The sequence below is a fragment of the Mesorhizobium sp. M00.F.Ca.ET.216.01.1.1 genome, assembly GCF_004010325.2.
Lineage (GTDB): Bacteria > Pseudomonadota > Alphaproteobacteria > Rhizobiales > Rhizobiaceae > Mesorhizobium.
This window is the reverse complement of the sequence record NZ_SADR02000001.1, coordinates 360,385-385,981: the sequence shown is the minus strand read 5'-3', so window position 1 is coordinate 385,981 and position 25,597 is coordinate 360,385. Positions and strand designations below refer to the sequence as shown.

Sequence of the window (25,597 nt, the reverse complement as noted above, 5' to 3'; positions counted from 1 at the left end):
CGGAAATCTAAATAATTACAAGGGGGAGGGAGCAGCAATGAATTTTCCGATCGGGGCCGTGCGTGAAAAATTTCCGGCGCTGTCTCTGACCGACAAGGGCCGCCGCCGCATCTATCTGGACAATCCCGCCGGCACGCAGGTGCCGCAGGCGGTCGCAGATGCGGTGTCGCGCTGCCTGCTGACCACCAATGCCAATCTTGGCGGCTTCTTCGAGACCACGGTTGCGGCGCAACAGGTCGTCGACGACGCTCATGCCGCGATGGCCGATTTCCTCGGCGCGGCAAGCCCGCAGGAAATCATCATCGGCGCCAACATGACGACGCTGACCTATCACATGTCGCGAACCCTCGGCCGCACGATGAAGCCCGGCGACGAGGTCATCCTCACCCGCATGGACCATGAGGGCAACGTCTCGCCCTGGCTCCAACTGGCCGAGGACCTTGGCTTGGTCGTGCGCTGGCTGGCTTTCGATGAGCAGAGTTGGCAGGTCGAGGAGGCGGCGCTCAGCGCGTTGCTCACCGACAGGACGCGGCTCTTGGCGCTGAACTACGCCAGCAACCTCACCGGTTCGATCAACCGGGTGAAGGCATTGACCCGCATCGCCAGACAGGCCGGCGCCCTGGTCTATGTCGACGCCGTGCAGTTCGCGCCGCATGGACTGATCAACGTCAGGGATCTCGGCTGCGATTTCCTGATCTGCTCGGCCTACAAGTTCTTCGGGCCGCATATGGGCATATTGTGGGGCAGGCTTGATGTCATCGATGCGCTGAAGCCGTATAAATGCCGCTGCTCGTCCAACGGCCTGCCCGAACGGTTCGAGCTCGGCACGCCGCAGATCGAGCTGCTGGCCGGCCTGTCGGCTGCCGTTGGCCATTTCGAGGAATTGGGCGCGGTAGCGGGCGAGGGTGGTTCGCGGCGGGACAAAATAGCGGCTGCTTTCAGCGCTTCGATCGCCTACGAGAATCCGCTGGCGCAGAGGCTGATCGACGGGCTGTCGGATATCGCGGGCTTGACCATCCACGGCATCACCGATCCTGCACGGATTAGCCAGCGCGTGCCGACGGTTTCCTTCACCGTCGACGGCATCGTGCCGGAAACGATCGTCCGCCAGATGAATGCGGAAAACATCTTCCTGTGGTCCGGCCACAACTACGCCTGGGAGATCGTCCACCAGCTCGGCATTCCGGCCGAGCATGGCGTCGTGCGCATCGGCATTGCTCATTACAACACTGCAGCCGAGATCGACGAGACGCTGGAGAGCGTGCATCGCGTCATCGCCATGCTGCGACAGGAGCGGTCCTGACGCAGTCCCACGCGCGAATCACCGTTTGTGGGTGCCGCCGAAGCCGGTGAGAAACGCGGTAAGATTGTCGCCGAGCTCGTCGCAGAGATAGCCGCCTTCCTGGACGATGACTGTCGGCAGGCCGAGCCTGGCGATGGCCTCGCCGATGCGCGAGAAGCCTGATGTCGTCACCGACAGCCCGCCGAACGGATCGCCCTCGAAGGCGTCGAGCCCCAGCGCCACGACAAGCGCATCGGGCGAGAAAGCGCGGATGCGCTGGAACGCCGTCGCCAGCGCCTCGAGAAAATCAGCATCGCCGGACTTGCGCGGCAGCGGCAGGTTGAGATTGTAGCCGAGGCCGGCGTCTTCGCCGCGTTCGTCGGCATAACCCCAGAAGAACGGATAGAAGCGCACCGGATCGGCATGCAGCGAGACGGTGAGCACGTCGGGCCGCGCGTAGAAAATGCCTTGCGTGCCGTTGCCGTGGTGCAGGTCGACGTCGAGGATCGCCACCCGCGCCGCGGCTTTGCGCAACGCCTGTGCGGCGACCGCCGAATTGTTGATGAAGCAGAAGCCGCCGGCGACGTCAGCGAAGGCATGATGGCCGGGCGGCCGGCAGAGTGCATAGGCTGCAGGCGCGCCCGCCACTACCGCCTCAGTGGCCTCGACGGCGCTCCAGGCGCTCCACAGCGCGCTCTGCCATGTCTCACCCGAGATCGGGCAAGCCGTATCGGCCATGTGGTATCCGGCCTGGCCGACCGCCGAGGCCGGATAGGCGCCGTTCCGTGCGATCGGGTGGATGTTGGGGATCACTTCCGCCGAGGCGCCCTCGATGCGCTGCCAGCGCGCGAAGATGTATTCGAGGAAATCGAGATATTCTGGTGTGTGCACGGCTGCCACCGGACCGAGCCCATGATCCTTCGGCCGCTCGATGGTGCAGCCAGCGGCCCTCGCGCCGGCTAACAATCGTTCAACGCGTTCCGGCTTTTCCGGATTGGGCTGTGGAGCACCGCTGGAGAGAAACGCCTTCGGATCGTGGCGCTTCTGTTCCTGGGCATAGAAGGCTTTCATTTCGGCTCCCCATCCTCCTGCGCATCGGCGAAGGCGTAAAAGGCGTCGCCGACGATCTTCTGCACCTGCTCGTACCTCGACCAGGCAATGCCCAGCCTTTCATAAAAGGCCTTAGCGGTTTCGTTGTCGGTGTCGACGGACAGCCGGAGATAGGCGCCGCCAGCCTTGCGGCATTCTCGCGCGATGCGCCGCAGCAGGCGTTCGCCGATCCTGCGACCGCGAAACCGATCCTCGACATAGAGGTCCTGCACATAGACGCCCGGCCGGCCCATCCAGGTCGAGAAGATCGGGAAGTAGAGGCAGAGCCCGGCGAATTCGCCGCCGACTTCAGCGATCAAGGTCGAGAAGGCCGGTTTTTCGCCAAAGCCGTAGGTGCGGAGATCGTCGGCTGTTGAGGTGATCTCCTGATGTGCGCCGATATGTGCGCCGAGCCGTAGGAGTGCGGCGTAGATGGTCTCGACATCCTCGACGGTGCCGGGGCGGATAAGGACGTTTGTTGATGGCTTGTTCACGACAGGCCGGGCGCCCAGGCACCCCCCTCTGGCCTGCCGGCCATCTCCCCCTCAAGGGGGGAGATCGGATGTCGCTTCGGCTTTCGCCAATCTCCAAGCTTGCAAGATGGGCGGTGGGGTTGAAGCTGCCGATCTCCCCCCTTGAGGGGGAGATGGCCGGCAGGCCAGAGGGGGGCGGGACGGATCGCAAACATCTCAGGCCGCAATCATCTCAGAACGCCACCCGGTCGCCGCCCTTGAGCGCCAGCATCTCGCGCGCCTCGACAGGCGTGGCGACTTCCAGCGACAGCCCGTCAAGCACGCTGCGGATACGGCGCACCTGGTCGGCATTGGACCTCGCCAGCTGCCGGCCGTCGTAAAGACTGTCCTCCAGCCCGACGCGGACATTGCCGCCCATCGCGGCGGCAATCGAGATCATCGGCATCTGGTGGCGTCCGGCGGCCAGCACCGAGAACTGGTAGCTGTCGCCGAACAATTTGTCGGCGATGCGCTTCATATGGACCAGGTTGTCGGGATCGGCGCCGATGCCCCCGAGAATGCCGAAGACGAACTGGATGAACAGCGGTCCCGACACCAGCCCGCGGTCGCGGAGATGTGCCAGCGAGTAGAGATGGCCGACATCGTAGCATTCGAATTCGAAGCGCGTGCTGCAGCCCTTGCCCAGTCTTTCCAACACGGTCTCCATGTCGGCAAACGTGTTCTTGAAGATCGTGTCGCGCGTGGCTTCAAGCAGCTTCGGCTCCCATTCGTGCTGCCATTCCTTCGGCCGCTCGAGCATCGGGAACAGCGCGAAATTCATCGAGCCCATGTTGAGCGAGCACATTTCCGGCTCGGCCCGCAGCGGCGCTGCCAGCCGCTGGTCGAGCGTCATCAGCGACGAGCCGCCGGTGGTGATGTTAATCACTGCATCGGTTGCCTGCTTGATGCGCGGCAGGAACTGCATGAATACCCCGGGATCGGCGGTCGGCCGCCCGTCCTTTGGGTCGCGGGCATGCAGATGCAGGATTGAGGCGCCGGCTTCCGCCGCGGCGATCGCCTCAGCGGCTATCTGGTCCGGCGTCACCGGCAGATGTGGCGACATCGATGGCGTATGCACCGAGCCGGTGACGGCGCAGGTGATGATGACCTTTCTCGGCGCCATGTTGCACCCTCAGCGGTTGACAGGCAGGTTGAGTTCGGCGGCAAGCGCCTCCAACGTGTCGCCAAGAACCGAGATGATCTCACCGATCTGATCGTGGGTCACGATCAGCGGCGGGCAGACCATGAAATTGTCGCTCACCGGCCCGCCACGTACGCGCCGCGAATAGATGATCAGTCCGCGCTCGAAAGCCAGATCGATGAGCCGCAAATTGGCGTTGAGACCCTGCGCCAATGGCTTCTTAGCCAGGGGATCTGCGTAGAGTTCCGCTCCCATGAGCAGGCCCTTGCCCCGCACGTCGGCTATGAAAGGAAAGCGGCCGGACAGGGCTTCAAGCTCGCCTCTCAGCAACTCGCCCATGGCGGCGGCATTCTCGACCAAGCCAAGGCGGTCGATCTCACCAAGAACGGCAACGCCCGCTGCGCAAGCGACAGGGTTGCCGCCATATGTATGGCCATGCAGGAAGCCACCCATCTCGACAACCGGCCCGACGATCCTCTGTGTCGCGGCAAGTGCGCCGAGCGGCGCATAGCCAGATGAAAGACCCTTGGACAGCGCGACGATATCCGGCCGGCAGGACCAGTGGTCACCGCCCAGGAATCTACCGGTGCGCCCGATGCCAGTCATCACTTCGTCGTGGATGAGCAGGATGCCGTGCCTGTCGCAGATTTCGCGGATACGCGGAAAATAGCTATCGGGCGGGACCAGCGCTGCGGTCGCGGCACCGCCGATCGGCTCAACGACAAAGGCGAGCACACTTTCCGCCCCTTCCTCCAAGATCTTTTCCTCCAGCATATTCGCGTAGCGGATGCCCCGCTGTTCCATCGACAGATTGTCGTGATCGCGATGAACAAACGGGGCCGGCACCAAGGGCATTGGCCGGCCGATTGCGTCGAAGGTCTTAGTGAGTATGTCGTCGCCAGTGACGGCAAGCGTGCCGATGGTGACGCCATGATAGGAGGGCATACGTCCGATGATTTTCCAGCGTTTGTCCTGACCTGTCGCTACCGCCCATTGCCGCGCGAGCTTGACGCAGGCCTCGATCGCCTCAGAGCCGCCCGATACGAAATAGATGCGGTCGAGCCCATTAGGCAGTCGCTCGACCAGCCCCCGCGCAAGCTCGACGGCCTGTTCGTTCTCGAATTGAAAGATATAGGCGAAGCTCACGCGATCCAGCTGCCGCTTCATCGCGTCGATGACGTTGCGGTTGCCATGACCCACATTGACATTGACTGCGCCACTCGATCCGTCGATGTAGCGGCGGCCGCTTTTGTCCCACAGGTAGATGCCATCGGCGCGGTCCACCATTGGTCGTGGCAGGCGGGTGAAATGGAAAAGGTTCGGTTGCTTTTCGGCTTCGACGGACTGTACGGCGATCATTCAATCCCTCTTATTTCCGGCCGAGATAACGGTCGAGAACATTTTTGGTCATGCGTTCGACCATCGCATCCTGCCTCAGCAGTCCCGCGACCCATTCGCAGCTTCCGGCGTGGAAGACCTCGCCCTTGCCGCGCGGGAAGTTCACGATCATGCCGTTGCCGCGTTTGACCTTTTCGAGATTGGCGTCGCTGGCTTCGCCGAACAGCGTCTCGGCGGTGAAGCGGCCGTCCTCGTCACCGAGGAACTGGTCCTCGAACGGGATATCGGCGCTTTCCTCGACCTGGCTCGCCATGCCGACCGCGAGGATCTGCAGCCCGTCAGGCGCTCCGCTGTCGGCTGTGGGGTAGGGCAGGCCGCCGCGGATTTCGTGGTCGAGCCCGTCGACCTCGTAGCCATAGACATGGCTGTCGGCGCCGAGCAGGTCGCCGTAGTAGACGCCGGTGCCGGCGAACGCCCAGTGCTCCGGCCGGTAGACCGGAAAACCGCGCACGCCGCGCGGCGCGCAGCCGCCCCAGCCAGCATAGACGCCCCTGGTCGCATTGAGCCCGAAGGTCGCGGCACCCGGCCGGCCGATTTCCGGTGCTTCCCAGGAATTGGTGGCGCGGATTACGTCGTCCCCTCGATAGGCCGGATCCTCGGCGCGGGCGCGGTATTTGTAGCAGACCTGCCGGCGGCCCTCGTCCTCCAGCCTGGTCTGCCACATGAAATTGCCGGCGAAGCGCGCCGCATGGCCGCCGCGTTCGACATAGGCGTCGACCGCATCGCGCATCTCCCAGGTCCAGTATTCGTCATGGCCGACGAAGGCGACGCAGTCGTAGCCGTCGAGAATATCAGGCGAAAAATGCAGTTCGTGCTGGCTGGCGAGATCGACGGCATAGCCGGCGCGCTCGGCAAAGCGGAAGAAATGGCTGTCGTAGCTTGCCCAGCCGGACGAGGCGTATTTCTTCGAATGGCCGGTGGCGAAGGCCCATTCCATGTGGGGATAGCGCGGCACGGTCTTTGGCGGCACGGCGACTTCCAGCGGCACGCGCGGCGCCTCCTTCGGCAACACTACGAAACCACGGCACCATGGCCGCTGTGTCGACACCATGCGCGCATACTGGTCGCGGTGCGGGCCGGTGATGCCCTGATAATGGTTGGAGCCGCCCCAGGTGTTGTAGGCAAGCCAGGTGCCCGTGGCCGCCACCTGCAGCACACGGCCGGGTTTCTTGCCGGGCCGTGGACTGACGATGAAAAGATGCTGGCAATGGATTGGGTTGCCGTCGCGGCCGTCGGCCGTCAGCGTCACCCGATAGGCTCCGGACGGCCAATCGTCACCGACAGGGAATTCGAACGACACCTCCCAGCCGCAGCCCTCGACCGAGCATTGGTCGAGTGTGTCCTGCCAGCGCGCCGCGATGCCGGCCCTCTCGAACACCTTAGTCTCGGTCCCGCCGTCCCGGACGACCGCAATACGGAAGTTGGCGGCGGTCGAGCTGACATGCAGCGCCACCACCTCGCCCGGGCGGTACGAAAAACGGTCGCTGTAGCACCAGATCTCGCCGTGCTCGCCGTCCATACCGGGCCATTCGTAATAGTGGCCGCGGACCGCCTGCCGGCGCTGGTCTGGCGTCAGTCCGAAATCGGGAAATTCGGTGGGCAGATTGTTCATGGCACCGGTAAGGTCGTAGACCGCCATTTCGGCCATCTGCCGGTCAAGCGTCAATTGGAAACGATCGGGCCAGCCGTTGCCGGCAGCCGGCCTTGGCCACACCCGTCAAAAAGACTATCCATTGCAAGCGCGTTTTCCGCCTGAAGGATGTCCCATGCTCAGAGTGCAGAAGGTCAAGGTCGACGACATCTATGTGCCGACCGCGCGCAGGAAGACGCTGCATCCCGAGACGGTCCGGCATCTGGCCGAGGACATTCTGGAAAACGGCATGAAGACACCGATCCAGGTGCGCCATGACGGCAAGCGACATATTCTTGTCGAAGGACTGCACCGGCTGGAAGCGGCAAAGTGGCTCGGCGAGACTGAAATCGACGCCTATCTCGTGCAAGCCAAGCGTCACTGAACCTCTTCATCCGGACATCATGCATCGGCCTGGCGAGATTTTCGCTGGGCCGTGTCGGCTTGGACTCTGCCCGCTCGTCCTTGAGACGGAAAGCCAACTCTTTTTGCAACAAGTGAGGAGACCGCCATGACCATCAAGCTTGACATCGCCCCTGCCAACGACCGCGAACTGGTTCTCGCCCGCATCCTCGATGCGCCGCGCGAGAACGTCTATCGCTGCTGGACCGAGCCGAAGCTCGTGACGCAATGGTTCGCGCCAAAGCCGTGGACGACGCCGCGCGCCGAAATGGATGTGCGCACCGGCGGCTCCAGCCTGGTCGTCATGGCCGGTCCCAACGGCAACGAATTCCCCAATCCCGGCGTCTTCCTTGAAGTCGTCCCCGGCAAGAAGATCGTCTTCACCGACGCCTACACTAGCGCGTGGGAGCCGTTCGAAAAGCCGTTCATGACCGGTGTGCTGACCTTCGAAGACGAGGGCAACGGCAAAACCCGTTACATCGCACGGGTCAGGCATTGGAGCGTCGCCGACCGCGAACAGCACGAGAAGATGGGTTTCCACGAGGGTTGGGGCCAATGCACCGACCAGCTCGAAGAACTCGCCAAGGGCCTTTGACGCTGAGAGGACGGGAGGAGGCTGATATGTCCAGATCGATGCTTTTCGCCATTCTTGCTTCGGCCGCCGCACTGTTCGCCGTACCGGGCTCCACCGGGGCAGAGGAGGCCAAGCCCGCCAAGAAGACCGAAACGAACGCCCTGCTGAAGCCTGAGAAATTCGGCCTGCTGCCGATCAACGGCCTGAACTACTATTACGCGATCTACGGCAAAGGCGAGCCGCTGCTTCTGCTGCATGGTGGCCTCGGCACGACCGACATGTTCGCGCCGATCCTGCCCAAGCTTGCCGAGAACCGCACCGTCATCGGCGTCGACCTGCAGGGCCATGGCCGCACTGCGCTCGGCGAGCGGCCGCTTAGCCTGGAAGCGATGGGCGACGACATGGCGGTGATCGTCAAGGCGCTCGGCTACAACAAGGTCGACGTCATGGGCTATTCGCTGGGCGGCGGCGTCGCCTTCCGCATGGCCGTCCAGCATCCCGAGGCCGTGCGCCGGCTGGTCCTGGTCTCGACCGGCTATGCCGCGGACGGCTTCTATGCCGAAATGCGCGCTCAGCAGGCGCAGGTCGGCGCGGCGGCGGCCGACATAATGAAGGACACGCCGATGTACAAATCCTACATGGCCGTCGCGCCACGCCCGCAGGATTTTCCGAAATTGCTCGACCAACTCGGCGCCCATATGCGCAAGGACTACGATTACTCCGCCGACGTGGCCAAGCTGAAGATGCCGGTCATGCTGGTGTTCGGCGACAGCGACATGTACCGGCCGGAGCATGAGATCAAATTCTTCCAGATGCTCGGCGGCGGGTTGAAGGATGCCGGCTGGATGCGCGAGAACCTGTCACAGAACCGGCTGGCCATCCTGCCCAACCGCACCCACTACGACATCTTCTTCGCGCCGGAATTGCCAGCCACCGCGCTGCCCTTCCTCAATGGCGAGATCAAGGTGAAGAGCTGGGACGAGGTCGTCAGCGAGACGAAATGACCGCCTGACAACTGCCGGCCGTCTCTCGCGAGATGGCAGGCGGGTTATGAAGTCTTGGCGCGGCGCGGTTGCCTGAGATGCTTGATGCCGCGCGGTCGCATCACGGCAACAGACAGTCGTCATCAAGGCTTTTCATTTGACGCTGCCGCGCCTGTCGGTAGGTATGCCATCATCTTCAGAGACAAGGGAATTCAGACGATGGCGAAATATCAGGGCGGCTGCCTGTGCGGGGCGGTGCGCTACCATGCCGAGGCCGAGCCGATCAACGAGCGCGTCTGCCATTGCCGGCTCTGCCAGAAGGCGCTGGGCGCGGCCTTCAACGCGCGCGTGCTGTTCCGCATCGACGACGTGACGATCGACGGACCGGCGGCAACGGTGAATTCCTCGCCCGATCTCAAGCGCGGCTTCTGCCCGCGCTGCGGCACGACGATGTTTTCACGGCGCGATTCCGCCGGTATTATCGGTATCACCTCCGGCTCGCTCGACGATCCTTCCGCGTTCAAGCCGCAGATGCACATGTGGACCGCCTCGAAACAGCCCTGGGTGCAGCTCGACGACGGCCTGCCGCAATATGAAGGCGCGCCACCGCCGGGTTAAGGGCGAAGCCTGAACAAATTTAATCCAGAGACACGAGATAGCCGGCAAAGCGTCATTGGCGAGCCATCATTCCTGCTTATCTATCGGTGGCGGGCAGGCAGTCGAGGAGGCGACGGATGAACGACAAAATCAATACCCTGGAGGAGCTTTTGAACGACCCGATGATCCGGCTCGTGATGGAGCGTGACCGCGTGCAGCCGGCGGAGCTTCGCACGCTTCTCGAAGAAAAGGTCCGCGACCGGGCGGCGGAGGAACCACAACTACCGCCGGCACATGTGGTGGCCAAGACTTGCCTGCAGCAATGGTTGCGCGGATAAGTCCGCCGGAATTGGCCGGCAAATAACTGTAATGACAGCGGAAATAGGCAAAGCTTGAAGCCAAGGTGCGCATAGTTGCGATAGGACGGCCCGTCGCGCGCTCTGCACCTCGATATCTGCCACGAACATCTTGCGTCAGCCGCAATCCTGTCGCGAACCATTGCCTCGCCCAGCATCGCGTCGAGATCGAAGGTTCGGCGCCATGATGCCGGGCATCGATGGGGGAGCGATGCAGGACGAGCGCTGGCGATCCTTCGCGCCCCCCTCTGCCCTGCCCTCTTTGCCGAAACTTGGCATCTCCCCCACAAGGGGGAGATTGGCAGCTTTGGCGCTCCGGTCACTCTTGCGACGTTGGAGATTAGCGAAAGCGGAGATGACGTCCGATCTCCCCACAAGTGGGGGAGATGCCCGGCAGGGCAGAGGGGGCGCTGTCCCGCCGGGGTCAAAAGATTGCACCGCTGACGCACTCGGAAGACGCCAGCCTCACCCCCAGACAATTTGATTCAAACTTTGTTGGTAATTTCTTGTTAGGAATCCGGCTTGCCGGCGGCGTCTGCTTGCCTTCGGTCTGTTGTGTTTTGCGTACAGGTCCAGATGCGGTTACCAGGCGTCGTCATTTTTGTGCTCGCACCCCTGTGGCTGGCCGGCTGCACGTCGACATCCGGCGTCGATGCCCTGCAAGTGCCGTCGAACGAGACGACCAGCTCCGTCGTACGGCCGAGCGCGCCTGTGACATCGGCCCCGGTGAGGGCAGCACCGGAAGTCGCTCCCATGGACGCCGAATCGGCACCCGTGGACGACACCGCTCCTCCCTTCGCTGAGGCACCGGAAGAGCCTGCGGCGATGGTGGCGCCCGAGCCGGAGGAAAGTATAGAGCCGCCGGTTGAGCCGGTTGCGCTGGTGTCGCCGCCGAAGCGGCTTTCTCGCGCGGCGCCCTCGATGCTTGCCTCCCCGGTCACGCGCTACGGCTTTCGCGACGCCAAGCCGATCAATTTCGGCAGGGCGTCGTCGCCCAGGCGCCTCGCCGTTCACGGCGTCGACGTTTCGCGCTGGCAGGGCAATGTGAACTGGGAAAAGCTGCGCGGCCAGGGCGCGAACTTCGCCTACATCAAGGCGACCGACGGCGGCGATCACCTCGATCCAATGTTCAGGACGAACTGGCGCAATGCCGACGCTGCCGGTCTGAAACGCGGCGCCTATCATTTCTTCTACTGGTGCCGCACCGCCGGCGAGCAGGCCGACTGGTTCATCCGCAACGTGCCGAGGGTCGAGGGGGCGCTGCCGCCGGTGATCGATGTCGAGTGGAACGGCGAATCGAGCTGCAGGCGGCGGCCTTCGCGCGAAAAGGTGCTGGAGAAAATGCAGGTGTTCATGGACAAGCTTGAGCGCCATTACGGCCAGCGGCCCATCATCTACACCAGCCCCGACTTCTACCGCGACAATCTGCGTGGCGCCTTCCCCGATTACCCCTTCTGGCTGCGCGCCGTGGCGGCGCACCCGTCAAAAGTCTATCCCGGCCGCAAATGGCTGTTTTGGCAATATTCCGGTTCCGGCCTTTCGCACGGTGTAAGGGGCCGCATCGACCTCAACGTCTTTCACGGCGACGACAACGCCTGGCGGGATTGGGTTGGGGGGCGGGAGGAAGTGGCTGAGGCTGAGTAGGGGCAGGTCTTTCCTTCTCCCCTTGTGGGCTAGCGTGCGCACACATTTGCGTCTTGGGGCTGTCAAGCGGGAAGGTGGGCGGCTGCGAAAAGGGGTTGAAGGGGTAGAATCGTATGTGATTGTGTAGCTGCCGTTGTTGATTCTGGAGGTTTCGACGATGGCTTTGCTGCTTGGATAAATAAGCTGCCATCTCCGATCTCAAACCAGGATCGGCAACCTCACAGATTTGAGTTCGTTGCGTAAAGGCGTCCAGGGACAGCGCTCGCAGTTGATCGCCTAAACACATCGGCCCGATCTTGCGACCGGGCCGATGAGGTTACGTTTTTTTTATTAGCAGCAGCAGCGGTTAGATTATTCTCAGCTGCACCCGCTCGTCGCGCCACACGTGTCGCACTTTTCGCACGTGCCGTTCCGCACCATGGTGAAGTTGTGGCATTCCGAGCATTCGTTGCCCGTGTAGCCCTGCATCAGTGACTGCTGACGCCGGTTGGCGGCAAGCGCCTTCGCCTCAGCCGCTTCCTTCGCTGCTTCGTCGGTAAACAGCTCGGTCGGGTCGCCGACCTCCTCGCGAACGATGTCCTCGACCAGTTCCTTGGCCCGCTCTTCATAGTCACGCTTGTAGGCGAGGGCTTCGTCGCTGGCCGGTTTCAGCGCCAGCACGTTGGAGCCGGCGAAGGCGGTCGGCGCGGAGCGGGCAGGGGTTCCGCTCGAACCGGAACCGGCAAAGCCCTTGGGCTCAGCGCCCATGCCCGACACAAGCTTGACCGGCGAGACGCCGCGGGTCAGACCCTTGGAGAATGGCGTCGCCTTGCCTTCAGTTATGCCGCGCCCGAGTGCAGTCTTGTCGAAATCCGACTGGTCGACATGGGCGAGGTCGTGGCGGCCGAGATAGGACACGGCGAGTTCGCGGAACACGTAATCGAGGATCGACGTGGCGTTCTTGATGGCGTCGTTGCCCTGCACCATGCCGGCCGGTTCGAACTTGGTGAAGGTGAAGGCCTCGACAAATTCCTCGAGCGGCACGCCGTATTGCAGGCCGAGCGAGATGGCGATGGCGAAGTTGTTCATCATCGCCCGGAAGGCCGCACCTTCCTTGTGCATGTCGATGAAGATCTCGCCGAGACGGCCGTCGTCGAACTCACCGGTGCGCAGATAGACCTTGTGACCGCCGACGACCGCCTTCTGGGTATAGCCTTTGCGACGGTTCGGCAGCTTTTCGCGGTCGCGATAGAGACGTTCCACGACGCGCTCGACAATCTTTTCGGTCACCTGAACGGCGCGCTGTGCTGAGGGCGCCGCGATCAGTTGCTCGATGGCTTCATCCTCGTCGTCTTCGACGTCGGCCAGCAGCGAGGCATTGAGCGGCTGGCTGAGCTTCGAGCCGTCGCGATAGAGCGCGTTGGCCTTCAGCGCCAGCTTCCATGACAGCATGTAGGCGTTCTTGGCGTCCTCAACCGTCGCCTCGTTCGGCATGTTGATGGTCTTGGAGATGGCACCGGAGACGAAGGGCTGCGCCGCCGCCATCATCTGGATGTGGCTGTTGATCGACAGCGAACGCTTGCCGATCTTACCGCACGGGCTGGCGCAGTCGAATACCGGCAAGTGCTCGTCTTTGAGAAATGGTGCTCCCTCCAGCGTCATCGCACCGCAGACGTGGATGTTGGCGGCCTCGATGTCCTTCCTGGAGAAGCCCAGCGCCGGCAGCATCTCGAACGAGAAATCGTTGAGCTGCTCGTCGGTGAAGCCAAAGGTCTCCTTCACCCAGTCGGCGCCCAGCGTCCATTGGTTGAAGACGAACTTGATATCGAAGGCTGACTTCAGCGCTGCATTCAGCGCCGCGATCTTTTCGTCGGTAAAACCCTTTGCCTTGAGCGAGCCCGGGTTGATGCCAGGCGCCTGGTTGAGGTTGCCATGGCCGACCGCATAGGCCTCGATCTCGGCGATCTGGCTTTCCGAATAGCCGAGCGTGCGCAGTGCCTCGGGCACGGCGCGGTTGATGATCTTGAAATAGCCGCCGCCGGCCAGCTTCTTGAACTTCACCAGTGCGAAGTCGGGCTCGATGCCGGTGGTGTCGCAATCCATGACCAGGCCGATCGTGCCGGTCGGCGCGATCACCGTTGCCTGCGCATTGCGGTAGCCATGCTCCTCGCCGAGCTCGATGGCGCGGTCCCAGGCGGCCTTGGCGTGCGCGGCAAGTTCCGGCTTCTTCAGGTCGGAGGCTACCAGCGGCACCGGGTTTACGGCGAGCTTCTCGTAGCCGCCTTTGTCGCCATAAGCGGCACGACGATGGTTGCGCATGACGCGCAGCATGTTCTGCGCATTGCGGTCGTAGTCCGGGAAGGCGCCGAGCTCGGAGGCCATTTCGGCCGAGGTAGCATAGGCGATGCCGGTCATGATCGCGGTGAGTGCGGCGCAGATGGCGCGGCCCTCGCTGGAATCATAGGGAATGCCTGATGTCATCAGCAGGCCGCCGATATTGGCGTAGCCGAGGCCGAGCGTGCGGTATTCGTAGGAGAGCTTGGCGATCTCCTTCGACGGGAACTGCGCCATCATGACGGAGATTTCCAGCACGATGGTCCACAGCCGAACGGTGTGCTCGTAGGCGGCGATGTCGATGGTGCCGTCGGCGTTGCGATAGGGCAGCAGGTTGATCGAGGCCAGGTTGCAGGCCGTGTCGTCGAGGAACATGTATTCCGAGCACGGGTTGGACGCCCGGATCGCACCGGCCGAGGCGCAGGTGTGCCAGTCGTTCATCGTCGTGTTGAAATGCAGGCCGGGATCGGCCGAGGCCCAGGCGGCATAGCCGATCTTTTCCCAGAGATCCCTGGCCTTCAGTGTCTTCAGCACCTTGCCGTCCTTGCGGGCGGTGAGGTGCCAGTCGGCATCCTGCTCGACGGCGCGCAGGAAATCGTCCTTCAGCGACACCGAATTGTTGGAATTCTGGCCGGAAACCGTGAGGTAGGCATCCGAATCCCAGTCGGTGTCGTAGGTCTTGAACGACATCGACGTGTAGCCCTGCCTGGCGAACTGGATGACGCGGTAGATGTAGTTCTCCGGAACAGCGTCCTTCTTGGCCAGCTTGATCTCGCGCTTCAGCGCGGTGTTGATCGCCGGGTCGAAGCAATCGTCGTCATGGCCTTCGCAGTTGATGCAGGCCTTCATGATCGCTTCGAGGTGCTTCTTCACGATCTTGGAGCCGGTGACCAGCGAGGCGACCTTCTGCTCCTCATTGACCTTCCAGTCGATGAATTCCTCGATATCGGGGTGGTCGGCGTCGACGATGACCATCTTGGCGGCGCGGCGCGTCGTACCGCCCGACTTGATGGCGCCGGCGGCGCGGTCGCCGATCTTGAGGAAGCTCATCAGGCCGGACGAGCGGCCGCCGCCGGACAGCTTTTCGCCTTCGCCGCGCAAAAACGAGAAGTTGGAGCCGGTGCCGGAGCCGTATTTGAACAAGCGCGCTTCACGCACCCAGAGGTCCATGATGCCGCCTTCGTTGACGAGATCGTCCTGCACGCCCTGGATGAAGCAGGCATGCGGCTGCGGATGCTCGTAGGAAGACTTCGACTTGGTCAGCTTGCCGGTGAACGGGTCGACATAGAAGTGGCCCTGGCTCGGCCCGTCGATGCCATAGGCCCAGTGCAGGCCGGTGTTGAACCATTGCGGCGAGTTCGGCGCGACGCGCTGGGTGGCCAGCATATAGGCAAGCTCGTCGCGGAAGGCGCGGGCGTCTTCCTCGGACTTGAAATAGCCGCCCTTCCAGCCCCAGTAGGTCCAGGTGCCGGAGAGGCGGTCGAAGACCTGGCGGGCGTCGATCTCGGAGCCGTAACGCTCGGCCTCGGGCAGCTTTGCCAGCTCCGCCTCGTCGGCGACCGAGCGCCACAGGAAGGAGGGAACGTCATTCTCCTCGACCTTCTTCAGGCGCGCGGGAACACCGGCCTTGCGGAAATATTTCTGCGCCAGGATGTCTGCGGCGACCTGGCTGAACTGAGCCGGCACATCGATGTTGTCGAGACGGAAGACCACCGAGCCATCCGGATTCTTGATCTCGGAAAGCGCCTTGCGGAATTCGATCTCCGCGTAAGCTGACTGTCCTTGCTTGGTGAAACGACGCTCGATGCGCATTGGTCCGGTCCCTTTTGTCTACATATAGCGCTTTTCCCGGGGGAATTCTGCTCCCCATTGCGAAACGCGCAAGTCCGCCGTTTGCCGGCGTTCGAAAACAGCCGGCTCTCCATGTCGCAGTCTCCGCCGCCCGTTGGTCAAACTCCTTGCGGAGCATATGTCCAACCCGCCGACGAACCTCTGCGGGTCCCTCAAACTGAAGTTTTTTTGCGATTCCCTCGATCGAGGGAAATTCACACTATCTAGCATCGAACCTACCTGCAAACACTAAATATAGTGTTAACAGACAATTTATTCCAGTCCGATAATTCTCCCTTTTGCCACCCAAGCCCCCAACAATCCCAACGCTTCCGCCGGCCTCGTAAACGGGCGGAAATGTGGGAAAAACGCACATAGTCCGGGAAAAAAGACCGGGCTCGAAACTTTCCGGTCGCACTCTCAACAGGAGCGCATGGCCTATAAAAGGCGACTCGTTTTGCGCCGTCAAGGATTCGTTTTTGTAGCTTTTATGACCCCAACATCTTGTGTGTCATATATGTGGATAACGGGGATAGAAAGCCGCCCCTGAAATCCCAGGTTGGCCGGCCATCGCGGATGATGAGCCGCGTATCTGTTCAGCTCCGGCCCGCAGCCTTTTCATTTCGCCTGCCATGTTCTATCTCTGGCGCGTCGCGCGGGGGCGCGTCTTGTCAACCGCAAAAGCATCCGCTACGCCCCGCTCATGACAGTTACCGTCCGTTTCGCCCCGTCGCCGACCGGCCGCATCCATATCGGCAATGCGCGCACCGCCCTGTTCAACTGGCTGTTTGCCATGAACAACAAGGGCCGCTTCATCCAGCGTTTCGACGACACCGATGTCGCGCGCTCGACGCAGGAATTCTCCGACGCCATCCTTTACGATTTGCATTGGCTGGGAATCTTTCCGGACGCTACCGAATACCAGTCGCGGCGCTTCGAGGTTTACGATGCCGCGGTCGAGAGGCTGAAGGCGGCCAGTGTCCTTTATGCCTGTTACGAAACGCCGGAAGAGCTTGATCTCCGGCGCAAGGTGCGCCGCACACGCAGCCTGCCGCCGGTCTACGGCCGCGAGGCGCTGACGCTGACGCCCCAGCAGGTCGCCGAATACCAGGCCGATGGCCGCCGGCCGCACTGGCGCTTCCTGCTGCCGAATTTCACCAGTGATCCGCTGCAGCCGGAGCGCACCGAGATCCACTGGAACGATCTGGTGCGCGGCGAGGAGACCGTCGATCTCGCCTCGCTTTCCGACCCTGTCCTGCTGCGCGAGGACGGTACCTACCTCTACACGCTGCCCTCGGTAGTTGACGACATCGAGATGGGCGTCACTCACGTCATCCGCGGCGACGACCACGTCACCAACAGCGGCGTGCAGATAGCCCTGTTCCAGGCGCTTGGTGACCAGCCGCCGGTGTTCGGCCACCACAATCTCCTGACCACGGCCTCGGGCGAGGGGCTGTCGAAGCGCACCGGCGCACTGTCCATCGAGAGCCTGCGCGAGACTGGCATCGAGCCGATGGCGGTCGCCTCGCTGGCCGTGCTGGTCGGCACATCGGAAAATGTTGCGGCGGTGTCGACGATGAGCGAACTCGCCGCGCGCTTCGATCCGGCCGCCACCTCGAAATCCGCTGCCAAATTCGATCCGGATGAACTGCTCGTGCTCAACCGCACGCTGCTGCACCATATGCCGTTTTCCGAGGCACGGGACCGGCTGATCGTGCTCGGCATCTCCGGCGACAAGGCCGAGCCGTTCTGGCTGGCGGTGCGCGGCAATCTCGACAGGCTGGCCGACGCGGCAAACTGGTGGCGTATCCTCGGCGAGGGTCCGAAGGAGCCGCCGGAGTTTTCCGGCGAGGACCGCGACTTTCTTCGCCAGGCATTCGATCTGCTGCCGGAAGAGCCGTGGAACGGCACGATCTGGAAGGAGTGGACCGGCAAAGTCAGGGAGGCGACCGGCCGCAAGGGCAAGGCGCTGTTCATGCCGCTCAGGCTGGCGCTTACTGGACTGTCTTCCGGGCCGGAGCTTGCAGATCTACTGCCGCTGCTGGGTCGGGAAGGAACGTTGGCCCGACGACCCTGACCTTGCGCTGTTCCGGCGGCAGGGCCGACACCGGTGAGGTGACGGGCTTGGTGGCCAGACGCTTGATGGCTTCGCGGTCGAGCCAACCTTCGCTATTGGCCAGGGTTTCCGGGTCGGCTCCCGGATCGGGCTTGGCGACAGGCACCGGAGTGAACGGCGTGGTCTGCGTATCGGGCTGTGACCGTTCCGGGCTCGGCGGATTGCCGGCGATGATCTCGAAGTTCCGTGCGGCGTTGCAGCCGCAGGCCGGTGGGCGTGACATGTCGAACCGCTTGTAGAGATAGGCCGTCGGCAGCTCGCCATACGGCCTGCCGGTCACCGACGACGTCATCGACGCCGAATCGTCATCCATGCCGCGTGTATAGAAAACCTGCATCTCGGTAGCCGGACAGCTCGATTCGCAATTCTTCTGGTCGCGCTCGAAATCGCCGAGCGTGGCGGCGTTCGACATCGGGAAGAAATAGCCATCGCAGGTGCGCACGCACACCGTGCGGAATTCGTCGCCAAGCCCTGGCAAGTCCATGCCGTCGGGCTGGTTGATCACCCGACGGATGTTGCGCTCCTCGCCGGGATCGTCAGGTTCGTCGAGCGTGCCGAGTTGCCGGCTGCCGCCGCCGAAAAGCTGGTCGAACAGGTTTCCATCGCCGTTTCCACGGGCTGCCTCCTGCGCCGGAGCGCGCCTCGGGGCAACGTCGTCCTCACGACAGCCATTGGCATCGAGCGCCGCCAAGATGCGACCGCGATCGCGCCGCGACCCGCCGCCGGCCAGCTGCTCGCGCTTGCCTTGCAAGGCATCGAGATTGGTATTCATGCGTTCGATGGTGGCGTTGAGTGCGGCGCATTCGTTGACATTGCGGCTGAACAGCGAAAAACCGCAGCCGGCGCTGCCCGACCTGCTGCGAGCCTTCGAAAGCTGTTGGCGTTGCCGGACGATAGCGTCGTCATATTTTCTGAGCAAAGCGGGCTTGCCGCCGCCACCGTTCGAGGCAGCTGCGAGATCGGCTTCGAGCTGACGGCAGACGCGGGAGGCGGCCTGCGGCTGGGTGACGGCAATAGCCGATACCGCCAAGGCGCCGAGCAGCGCAGCAAGGTGCGTCAGCTTCCACCCTCCGCCTGTCATTCTCCTGAAACCCCGCTTGCCCGCCTGCCGCGAAGCTACCGTGTTCGTGGTTAACTGTCTCTTTCGTTTACAACCAAACGCGGCCTCAGATTCAGACCAAAGACGGCCTCAGCCCAGGCTTACGATCGCCTGTGCCTTGTGGGCGGCTTCGGCTACGGCCAGCGCCGTCATGTTGACCACGCCGCGCGAGGTCACAGATTGCGTCAGTATATGCGCCGGCTTGTCGGTGCCGAGCAGGATCGGCCCGACATGCAGCGCATCCGTCATCGCGCGCAGAGCGGTGAGCGTGATATTTGCCGAATCGAGATTCGGAAACACCAGCAGGTTGGCTTCGCCTTTCAGGCGCGAATGCGGATAGACACGTTGGCGCAACTGCTCCGACAGCGCCGAGTCGGCATGCATCTCGCCGTCGCACTGCAGGTCGGGTGCGATCCGCGCCAGGATCGCCGCAGCCTGCCGCATCTTCAGCGCGCTCGGCGCATCGCGTGAGCCGAAATCCGAGAAGGAGAGCAGCGCAGCCTTCGGTTCCAAGCCAAAGCGATTGATCTCCTCGGCCGCCAGAATGGTCATCTCGGCGATCTCCTCCGCCGTCGGGTCGACGGAGACGTGGGTGTCGGTCAGGAAAATGATGCCGCGCTGCGAGATCAGCATGGAGAGCGTCGACAGGTCATGATCCTTGACGCCAGGGCGCGGGCCGATGATCAGCGTGACATTGCGGAGATGGCGGGCAAAGCGTCCCTCCAGGCCGCAGACCATGGCGTCGGCGTCGCCGCGTTTCAGGGCAAGCGCCGCGATCACCGTGTTGTCGGTGCGCACCATGGTGCGCGCCGCCTCCGTCGTCACGCCGCGCCGGCCGGCGAGCTCGATCAGAAGGTCGACATAGTGGCGATAGCGTGGATCGTCCTCCGGGTTGATCAGGCCGAAATCGACGCCCGGCTTGATGCGCAGCCCGTAGCGTTTCAGCCGCACCTCGATGACATGCGGGCGGCCGATCAGGATTGGCTCGGCGATGCCTTCCTCCAGCACCACCTGGGCGGCGCGAAGCACGCGCTCGTCCTCGCCGTCGGCGTAGATGACGCGCTTGGCGCTCGATGTCTTGGCGGTTGAGAACACCGGCTTCATCACCAGGCCGGAGCGGAAGACAAAGCGGTTCAGCTTGTCGATGTAGGCGGCAAAGTCGGTGATCGGCCTTGTCGCGACACCGGTGTCGCAGGCCGCCCTGGCGACCGCCGGCGCGATGCGCAGGATCAGCCGCGGATCGAAGGGCGAGGGGATCAGGAAATCAGGCCCGAAGATCGGCGTCTCGCCGGAATAGGCACGGGCGGCGACATCGGACGGTTCCTCGCGGGCAAGCGCTGCGATCGCCCGCACCGCAGCCATCTTCATCTCCTCGTTGATGGCGCTGGCGCCGCAATCCAGCGCGCCGCGGAAAATATAGGGAAAGCAGAGTACGTTGTTGACTTGATTGGGAAAATCGGAACGGCCGGTGCAGATCATCGCGTCGGGCCGCGCTGCCCGTGCCGCTTCCGGCATGATCTCAGGATTGGGATTGGCCAGCGCCAGGATCAGCGGTTTTGGCGCCATATGCTGGAGCAGCTCCGGCTTCAGCACGCCGGCTGCCGAAAGGCCGAGAAACACATCGGCGCCGGGCAGCACATCGGCCAGCGTACGTGCCTCGGTGTCCTTGACATAGGGGTCCTTCCAGCGGTCCATTTCCTCGACGCGGCCCTTGTAGGCGACGCCGAACCGGTCGGTGACCCAGATGTTTTCGATACGTGCGCCGAGCAAGACCAAGAGATTGAGGCAGGCAAGCGCCGCGGCCCCCGCGCCGGACGTGACGATCTTGATGTCGGAGATGGTCTTGCCGGCAAATTCCAGCCCGTTGAGCACGGCAGCGGCAACGATGATCGCGGTGCCATGCTGGTCGTCATGGAAGACCGGTATGCCCATGCGGGCCTTCAGCCGCTCCTCCACCTCGAAACATTCGGGTGCCTTGATGTCCTCGAGGTTGATGCCGCCGAAGGTCGGCTCCAGCGCCGAGATGGTCTCGACCATGCGTTCGATCCCGGGCGCGTCGATCTCGATGTCGAATACGTCGATGCCGGCGAATTTCTTGAACAGCACCGCCTTGCCTTCCATCACCGGCTTGGAGGCGAGCGGGCCGATATTGCCGAGGCCGAGAACCGCCGACCCGTTGGAGACGACGCCGACCAGGTTGGCCCGCGCCGTGTAGTCGGCGGCGGTCGCCGGATCGTCGCGGATTTCGAGGCAAGGGGCAGCGACGCCGGGCGAGTAGGCGAGCGCCAAGTCGCGCTGGTTGCCGAGCGGTTTCGTCGCCTGGATTTCAAGCTTTCCAGGCGTCGGGTGCTTGTGGAAGTAGAGGGCCGCTTCGTCGAGGTCCGACCGGGCCGTCTTCTTACTCTCGCCGTCCATGCCGGCCCCTCCCTGCGATCCTGCCTTGCCGCCTTTTAGCATGCGGCGACGGTTTTTCGCGACGCCAAATGACGCAACCGCCGTTTAGATCGACGGAACATCAAAAATCAAGCTATCTCAGGCCTTTGTGCTGAAATCCTGCTATGCGGATCAGGTTACCTGGGCTGCCCGATCAGAACGCGCTGACATAGAGGCCGCCGTCCACCGGTATGTTCTGTCCGGTCAGATAGCCGGCGTGGACCGAGCACAGGAACGCGCAGATCTGGCCGAACTCCTCCGGCGTGCCAAGCCGCTTGGCTGGAACGTCGGCGCTGATGCGGGCCTTGCGTGCGGCGGCAGCCGCCGGATCCTCTGGGGTACCGGCCTCATGCGGACCGCGCAGCCGGTCGGTGTCGAGCTTGCCCGGCAGCATGTTGTTGATCGTCACGTCGCGGTCGATCACCGTGCGCGCCACGCCGGCCAGGAACGAGGTCAGGCCCGCACGCGCGCCGGACGATAGGTCGAGTCCTGGGATTGGAACATAGACCGACAGCGAGGTGATGTTGACGATGCGGCCGAAGCCGCGCGCCGCCATGCCGTCGATCACAGCCTGCACCAGCTCGAGCGGCGTCACCATGTTCTGAGTGACGCCTTCGAGGATCTTTTCCCGGTCGAGCGCGCGGAAATCGCGAAGCGGCGGGCCGCCATTGTTGTTGACGAGGATGTCTGGATCGGGACAGGCGGCAAGCAGCGCCTTCTGCACGTCGGGTTTCGACACGTCGCCGACGACCTTCGTCACCTTCACGCCGAATCTCTCGCGCAGTTCGATGGCGGTTCTGGCCAGCAACTCGGCATTGCGTCCGTTGATGACCAGATCGCAGCCGGCCTCGGCCAGCGCCATGGCGCAACCGCGCCCAAGGCCCTTACTCGAAGCACAGACGATAGCCTTCTTGCCGCGAATGCCGAGATCCATGACGAAATCCTTCTTTTAAACCGGCCGGCAAGCTAGCCTTTTGGCTGGCCCAATCGCAACCGTCATACGGTTGTTGCATGAATCGGGGCATAGCCTGCGCGAAAGCAACGGTGACGATCTCATGTCTGGCGCAGAACCCCGCACTTTCCGCAGCATGTTTATCTCCGACGTCCATCTCGGCTCGAAGGCAGCCAAGGCCGACTTCCTGATCGACTTCCTGCGCCATCACGATGCCGATATCATCTATCTCGTCGGCGACATCGTCGACGGCTGGCGTTTGAGAAGAAGCTGGCACTGGCCGCAGAGTCACAACGACGTCGTCCAGAAACTGCTGCGCAAGGCGCGCAAGGGCGCCAGCATCACCTACATCGCCGGCAATCACGACGAGTTCGCGCGCCAGTTCCAGGGCGTGCATTTCGGCGGCATCGTCGTCGCCGACCGTGCCATCCACGAAACCGCCGACGGCAGGCGTTTGCTGGTCATCCATGGCGACCAGTTCGACACTGTCGTTCACAACGCGCGCTGGCTCGCCTACCTCGGCGATCATGCCTATGACGCCGCCATGCAGGTCAATCGGGTGGTGACGCGTCTACGCCAGTTGCTTGGCCTGCCTTACTGGTCGTTTTCGTCCTGGGCCAAGGTGAAGGTCAAGAAGGCGGTGAACTTCATCGGTTCGTTCCAGACCGTGCTGACGGAGGAAGCGCGCCGCTCGCATGTCGACGGCGTGATCTGCGGCCATATCCACCATGCGGCGATCGAAACCTACGAGGACGTGCAATACATCAATACCGGCGACTGGGTGGAAAGCTGTACGGCCGTGGTCGAGCATTTTAACGGCCAGATGGAGATCCTGCACTGGGCGCATGTCCTGCCTGAAGCCCCGGTCGGCAGCGAAGTGCTCGTGCCGGTCGACATCAGGGGCAGGGCAGTCCAGGCGGCGTGAGGCCCGGGCTGCTAATCGATTAGTCCAGCGGTTTCATCGGCTTTTTTGCCGTGTTAAGCAGCGACAGGTGTGGCTGGCCGATCCGGCCCGAATGCTGCGCCGACGGATCGCCTGCTGATGTCCTCCCTGCCGCCGCTTTCGCCTGAACAACTCGTCAAGCCACGCCATTTCGAGCTGCGCATGAGCCTGATCTTCTTCACGCTGTTCGTGCCGCTGGGCACGCATCTGCCCTACTTCCCGCTGTGGCTGCAGGCGAAGGGTTTTCATGCCGAGCAGATAGCCGTCATCCTGGCCGCGCCGATGTTCCTGCGCGTGGTGACGACGCCGTTGCTTACCGCACTGGCCGACAGGGCGAAGGACCGCGCCGATGTCTATGTCGCACTGGTGGCCGCGGCGCTTGTTCTGTCCGCAGGTTATTTCCTCACCCCAACCTACGCCATGGTGCTTGCCGTATCGCTGGTTCTGGCGATTGTCTGGACGCCGCACTCGCCGATCGCCGATTCGCTGGCGTTGTCGGGCGTCCGCCGCTTCGGTTCCAATTACACAGGCATGCGCAAATGGGGATCAATCTCCTATCTGTGCGCCAATGTCGCGGGCGGTCTTATCCTGTCGGTGACAAGCCCTCAGGCTGTGCCGGTGATCATCTTCGCGGCGCTTGGCGCAGCGCTTGCCGCCGGACTGCTCGCACCGCGCCTTGGCCGCCCCCGGCGTGCCTCGCCGCTTTCCGCCACCGATATCCAGCACTCGGCGCCAAAACTTCTCAACGCGTATTTCCTGTATTTCTCCATCGGTGTCGGCGTCATCTCCGCCAGCCATGCCTTTCTCTATGGCTTTGTATCGATCTACTGGAAATCGATCGGCATCAGCGATTCGGTCGTCGGGCTGCTGTGGGCGTGGGGCGTCGTGGCCGAGGTCTGCATGTTCATGATCTTCACCCGCGCTTTCGGGGCTTTTTCCGTCGTCTCGATCATGGTCATGGCTGGGCTTGGCGCCATCGTGCGCTGGATCGCCTTTCCACTGATCTGGCCGCTTGGCCTCGGCGTTGCCGGATTTTTCGGCGTTCAGACGCTGCACGCGGTTTCGGTGGCGCTGGTCCTGATCGGCCTGCAGAAGATGATCGGCGAAACGGTTTCCGAAGAGCGCACCGGGGCCGCGCAAGGCATCGCCTATTTCTCCAACGGTTTCTTCATGGCTGTGGTGACGCTGGCTTCCGGCCCGCTTTACGACCGCTTCGGTGTCGATGGTTTTTTTGCGATGATCCCGATCGCCTTGATTGGATTGACCCTGATCGGACTTGCCGCGCGCTCAGCCCCACAGCGCCGTATCGGGCGGTGATACCAGCGATCCCTGATAGACAAGACCGGGCTCGCGGTCGCCAGCGAGCAGTAGCGGACCGTCGAGGTCGACGAAATCGGCATCCTGCGCCAACAGCACGGCCGGCGCCATCGCCAGCGATGTGCCGACCATGCAGCCGACCATCACGCCGAAGCCGAGTTCCCGGGCGCGGTCACGAAGGACGAGTGCTGAGGTCAAGCCGCCCGCCTTGTCGAGCTTGATGTTGACGGCATCGTAGAGGCCGACAAGCGAGGCGAGATCCCCGGCTTCATGCACGCTTTCGTCAGCGCAGATCGGCACCGGATGCGCAATGTGGCGCAAGATGCCGTCACGGCCTGCCGGAAGCGGCTGCTCGATCAGCGCGATGCCGTGCTCGGCTGCAAAAGCGAGGTTTGCGACAATGGTGTCGTCGTTCCAGCCCTCATTGGCGTCCAGGATGATGCGGCTGTCGCGTGCTGCATCCCTGACCGCGCGGATACGGGCAATATCGTTGTCGCCGCCGATCTTGACCTTGAGCAATGGCCGGGCGGCGTTAGCGCGGGCCTGCGCCGCCATCGCCTCGGGCTCGCCCAGCGACAACGTGTAGGCTGTCTCGAGTGCGTGCGGCGGGGCAGGGCAGATCCTGGCAGCCACCGGCTTGCCACCGGTCTTGCCTTCCAGGTCCCACAGCGCGCAGTCGATGGCGTTGCGCGCAGCGCCCGCCGGCATGGCATCGAGCAGGGCGGTGCGGCTGATACCGTCCGCAATCTGCTTGCGCATGGCTTCGATCGCATCGCGGACGCCGTCCATGGTCTCGCCATAGCGCTTGTAGGGAACGCATTCGCCACGCCCGCGATGGCCGTCTTCGCTGATCGTGCATGTGATCACTTCGGCTTCCGTCTTCGAACCGCGTGAAATGGTGAAGGTCCCGGCGATGGGAAAGCACTCGGCCTCGACCGAAATGACACGCGCCATATTTTTCTTCTCCGGCTGTGCGACAACGGACC

General features: G+C 63.0%; 20 protein-coding genes. 10 read left to right on the top strand and 10 right to left on the bottom strand.

Annotated elements, in window-relative coordinates; translation table 11 throughout:
* The first annotated feature begins 37 nt into the window (after positions 1-37).
* On the top strand, positions 38-1,303 hold the full coding sequence (locus tag EN859_RS01935) for a cysteine desulfurase-like protein (protein ID WP_127852147.1): 1,266 nt from the start codon (positions 38-40) through the stop codon (positions 1,301-1,303).
* Between the two features lie 18 nt (positions 1,304-1,321).
* On the opposite strand, the gene EN859_RS01930 is transcribed toward EN859_RS01935, so the two are convergent.
* From EN859_RS01930 to EN859_RS01910, 5 genes are all read right to left on the bottom strand, one after another.
* Positions 1,322-2,353, bottom strand: coding sequence for a histone deacetylase family protein (locus EN859_RS01930; protein ID WP_127852146.1), 1,032 nt, complete (start codon positions 2,351-2,353; stop codon positions 1,322-1,324).
* Entirely contained in the window at positions 2,350-2,865 is a 516-nt protein-coding gene (locus EN859_RS01925; protein ID WP_127852145.1) for a GNAT family N-acetyltransferase, read from the bottom strand. Before EN859_RS01925 ends, EN859_RS01930 begins: the two co-directional genes overlap by 4 nt.
* A 211-nt stretch (positions 2,866-3,076) precedes the next feature.
* Positions 3,077-4,006, bottom strand: coding sequence for a 3-keto-5-aminohexanoate cleavage protein (locus EN859_RS01920; RefSeq protein ID WP_127852144.1), 930 nt, complete (start codon positions 4,004-4,006; stop codon positions 3,077-3,079).
* A 9-nt stretch (positions 4,007-4,015) separates the two neighbouring features.
* Entirely contained in the window at positions 4,016-5,383 is a 1,368-nt protein-coding gene (locus EN859_RS01915) for an aspartate aminotransferase family protein (RefSeq protein ID WP_127852143.1), read from the bottom strand.
* 10 nt (positions 5,384-5,393) lie between these two features.
* A complete protein-coding gene (locus tag EN859_RS01910) occupies positions 5,394-7,034 on the bottom strand; it encodes a N,N-dimethylformamidase beta subunit family domain-containing protein (protein WP_127852302.1) in 1,641 nt (546 codons plus the stop codon).
* A 154-nt stretch (positions 7,035-7,188) separates the two neighbouring features.
* Here EN859_RS01910 and EN859_RS01905 point away from each other — a divergent pair, with 154 nt between their 5' ends.
* The 6 genes from EN859_RS01905 (at position 7,189) to EN859_RS01875 (ending at position 11,608) form a co-directional block, all read left to right on the top strand.
* On the top strand, positions 7,189-7,437 hold the full coding sequence (locus EN859_RS01905; protein ID WP_095490758.1) for a ParB N-terminal domain-containing protein: 249 nt from the start codon (positions 7,189-7,191) through the stop codon (positions 7,435-7,437).
* A gap of 126 nt (positions 7,438-7,563) precedes the next feature.
* Positions 7,564-8,049 carry an SRPBCC family protein gene (locus tag EN859_RS01900; RefSeq protein WP_127852142.1) on the top strand — a complete coding sequence of 162 codons (486 nt, stop codon included), beginning with the start codon at positions 7,564-7,566 and terminating at the stop codon, positions 8,047-8,049.
* Positions 8,050-8,075: 26 nt separating this feature from the next.
* Positions 8,076-9,032 carry an alpha/beta hydrolase gene (locus tag EN859_RS01895; protein WP_127852141.1) on the top strand — a complete coding sequence of 319 codons (957 nt, stop codon included), beginning with the start codon at positions 8,076-8,078 and terminating at the stop codon, positions 9,030-9,032.
* A 198-nt stretch (positions 9,033-9,230) separates the two neighbouring features.
* Positions 9,231-9,629, top strand: coding sequence for a GFA family protein (locus EN859_RS01890; RefSeq protein WP_127852140.1), 399 nt, complete (start codon positions 9,231-9,233; stop codon positions 9,627-9,629).
* Between the two features lie 116 nt (positions 9,630-9,745).
* Positions 9,746-9,946: a hypothetical protein gene (locus tag EN859_RS01885; protein WP_127852139.1), complete on the top strand. Its 201-nt coding sequence runs from the start codon at positions 9,746-9,748 to the stop codon at positions 9,944-9,946.
* Positions 9,947-10,540: 594 nt separating this feature from the next.
* Positions 10,541-11,608 (top strand): GH25 family lysozyme, encoded by a 1,068-nt coding sequence (locus EN859_RS01875; RefSeq protein WP_127852138.1) that lies wholly within the window; start codon positions 10,541-10,543, stop codon positions 11,606-11,608.
* Positions 11,609-11,965: 357 nt separating this feature from the next.
* Here EN859_RS01875 and EN859_RS01870 read toward each other — a convergent pair whose 3' ends face one another.
* Complete coding sequence (locus EN859_RS01870) at positions 11,966-15,733, bottom strand: vitamin B12-dependent ribonucleotide reductase (RefSeq protein ID WP_127852137.1); 3,768 nt, start codon at positions 15,731-15,733, stop codon at positions 11,966-11,968.
* Positions 15,734-16,454: 721 nt separating this feature from the next.
* Here EN859_RS01870 and gltX point away from each other — a divergent pair.
* The gene (gene gltX, locus EN859_RS01865) at positions 16,455-17,828 is read left to right on the top strand and encodes a glutamate--tRNA ligase (protein WP_127852136.1); all 1,374 of its coding nucleotides are present in this window, start codon (positions 16,455-16,457) and stop codon (positions 17,826-17,828) included.
* On the opposite strand, the gene EN859_RS01860 is transcribed toward gltX, so the two are convergent.
* From EN859_RS01860 to EN859_RS01850, 3 genes are all read right to left on the bottom strand, one after another.
* The gene (locus tag EN859_RS01860; protein ID WP_127852135.1) at positions 17,746-18,948 is read right to left on the bottom strand and encodes a DUF2865 domain-containing protein; all 1,203 of its coding nucleotides are present in this window, start codon (positions 18,946-18,948) and stop codon (positions 17,746-17,748) included. The genes gltX and EN859_RS01860 overlap by 83 nt on opposite strands.
* A 108-nt stretch (positions 18,949-19,056) precedes the next feature.
* Complete coding sequence (locus EN859_RS01855; protein ID WP_127852134.1) at positions 19,057-21,381, bottom strand: NADP-dependent malic enzyme; 2,325 nt, start codon at positions 21,379-21,381, stop codon at positions 19,057-19,059.
* A gap of 172 nt (positions 21,382-21,553) precedes the next feature.
* A complete protein-coding gene (locus EN859_RS01850; protein ID WP_127852133.1) occupies positions 21,554-22,333 on the bottom strand; it encodes an SDR family oxidoreductase in 780 nt (259 codons plus the stop codon).
* A gap of 121 nt (positions 22,334-22,454) precedes the next feature.
* Between EN859_RS01850 and EN859_RS01845 the strand changes: the two genes are divergently transcribed.
* A complete protein-coding gene (locus EN859_RS01845; protein WP_127852132.1) occupies positions 22,455-23,276 on the top strand; it encodes a UDP-2,3-diacylglucosamine diphosphatase in 822 nt (273 codons plus the stop codon).
* A gap of 117 nt (positions 23,277-23,393) precedes the next feature.
* Positions 23,394-24,611: an MFS transporter gene (locus EN859_RS01840; RefSeq protein ID WP_127852131.1), complete on the top strand. Its 1,218-nt coding sequence runs from the start codon at positions 23,394-23,396 to the stop codon at positions 24,609-24,611.
* Here the strand turns inward: EN859_RS01840 and dgcA are convergent.
* Positions 24,582-25,565, bottom strand: a complete 984-nt coding sequence (dgcA, locus tag EN859_RS01835; protein WP_127852130.1) for an N-acetyl-D-Glu racemase DgcA — start codon at positions 25,563-25,565, stop codon at positions 24,582-24,584. The two genes, EN859_RS01840 and dgcA, sit on opposite strands and share 30 nt — an antisense overlap.
* Positions 25,566-25,597 lie beyond the last annotated feature (32 nt).

What these genes read in the sequence shown, in the direction of transcription:
- EN859_RS01885 (WP_127852139.1), top strand. Translation starts at nt 9,746, where the DNA reads ATGAACGACAAAATCAATACCCTGGAGGAGCTTTTGAACGACCCGATG.
- EN859_RS01910 (WP_127852302.1), bottom strand. Translation starts at nt 7,034, where the DNA reads ATGAACAATCTGCCCACCGAATTTCCCGATTTCGGACTGACGCCAGAC.
- EN859_RS01840 (WP_127852131.1), top strand. Translation starts at nt 23,394, where the DNA reads ATGTCCTCCCTGCCGCCGCTTTCGCCTGAACAACTCGTCAAGCCACGC.
- EN859_RS01895 (WP_127852141.1), top strand. Translation starts at nt 8,076, where the DNA reads ATGTCCAGATCGATGCTTTTCGCCATTCTTGCTTCGGCCGCCGCACTG.
- EN859_RS01850 (WP_127852133.1), bottom strand. Translation starts at nt 22,333, where the DNA reads ATGGATCTCGGCATTCGCGGCAAGAAGGCTATCGTCTGTGCTTCGAGT.
- EN859_RS01935 (WP_127852147.1), top strand. Translation starts at nt 38, where the DNA reads ATGAATTTTCCGATCGGGGCCGTGCGTGAAAAATTTCCGGCGCTGTCT.
- EN859_RS01890 (WP_127852140.1), top strand. Translation starts at nt 9,231, where the DNA reads ATGGCGAAATATCAGGGCGGCTGCCTGTGCGGGGCGGTGCGCTACCAT.
- EN859_RS01920 (WP_127852144.1), bottom strand. Translation starts at nt 4,006, where the DNA reads ATGGCGCCGAGAAAGGTCATCATCACCTGCGCCGTCACCGGCTCGGTG.
- EN859_RS01900 (WP_127852142.1), top strand. Translation starts at nt 7,564, where the DNA reads ATGACCATCAAGCTTGACATCGCCCCTGCCAACGACCGCGAACTGGTT.
- EN859_RS01845 (WP_127852132.1), top strand. Translation starts at nt 22,455, where the DNA reads ATGTCTGGCGCAGAACCCCGCACTTTCCGCAGCATGTTTATCTCCGAC.
- EN859_RS01860 (WP_127852135.1), bottom strand. Translation starts at nt 18,948, where the DNA reads ATGACAGGCGGAGGGTGGAAGCTGACGCACCTTGCTGCGCTGCTCGGC.
- EN859_RS01905 (WP_095490758.1), top strand. Translation starts at nt 7,189, where the DNA reads ATGCTCAGAGTGCAGAAGGTCAAGGTCGACGACATCTATGTGCCGACC.
- EN859_RS01875 (WP_127852138.1), top strand. Translation starts at nt 10,541, where the DNA reads ATGCGGTTACCAGGCGTCGTCATTTTTGTGCTCGCACCCCTGTGGCTG.
- EN859_RS01870 (WP_127852137.1), bottom strand. Translation starts at nt 15,733, where the DNA reads ATGCGCATCGAGCGTCGTTTCACCAAGCAAGGACAGTCAGCTTACGCG.
- EN859_RS01855 (WP_127852134.1), bottom strand. Translation starts at nt 21,381, where the DNA reads ATGGACGGCGAGAGTAAGAAGACGGCCCGGTCGGACCTCGACGAAGCG.
- gltX (WP_127852136.1), top strand. Translation starts at nt 16,455, where the DNA reads ATGACAGTTACCGTCCGTTTCGCCCCGTCGCCGACCGGCCGCATCCAT.
- EN859_RS01915 (WP_127852143.1), bottom strand. Translation starts at nt 5,383, where the DNA reads ATGATCGCCGTACAGTCCGTCGAAGCCGAAAAGCAACCGAACCTTTTC.
- dgcA (WP_127852130.1), bottom strand. Translation starts at nt 25,565, where the DNA reads ATGGCGCGTGTCATTTCGGTCGAGGCCGAGTGCTTTCCCATCGCCGGG.
- EN859_RS01930 (WP_127852146.1), bottom strand. Translation starts at nt 2,353, where the DNA reads ATGAAAGCCTTCTATGCCCAGGAACAGAAGCGCCACGATCCGAAGGCG.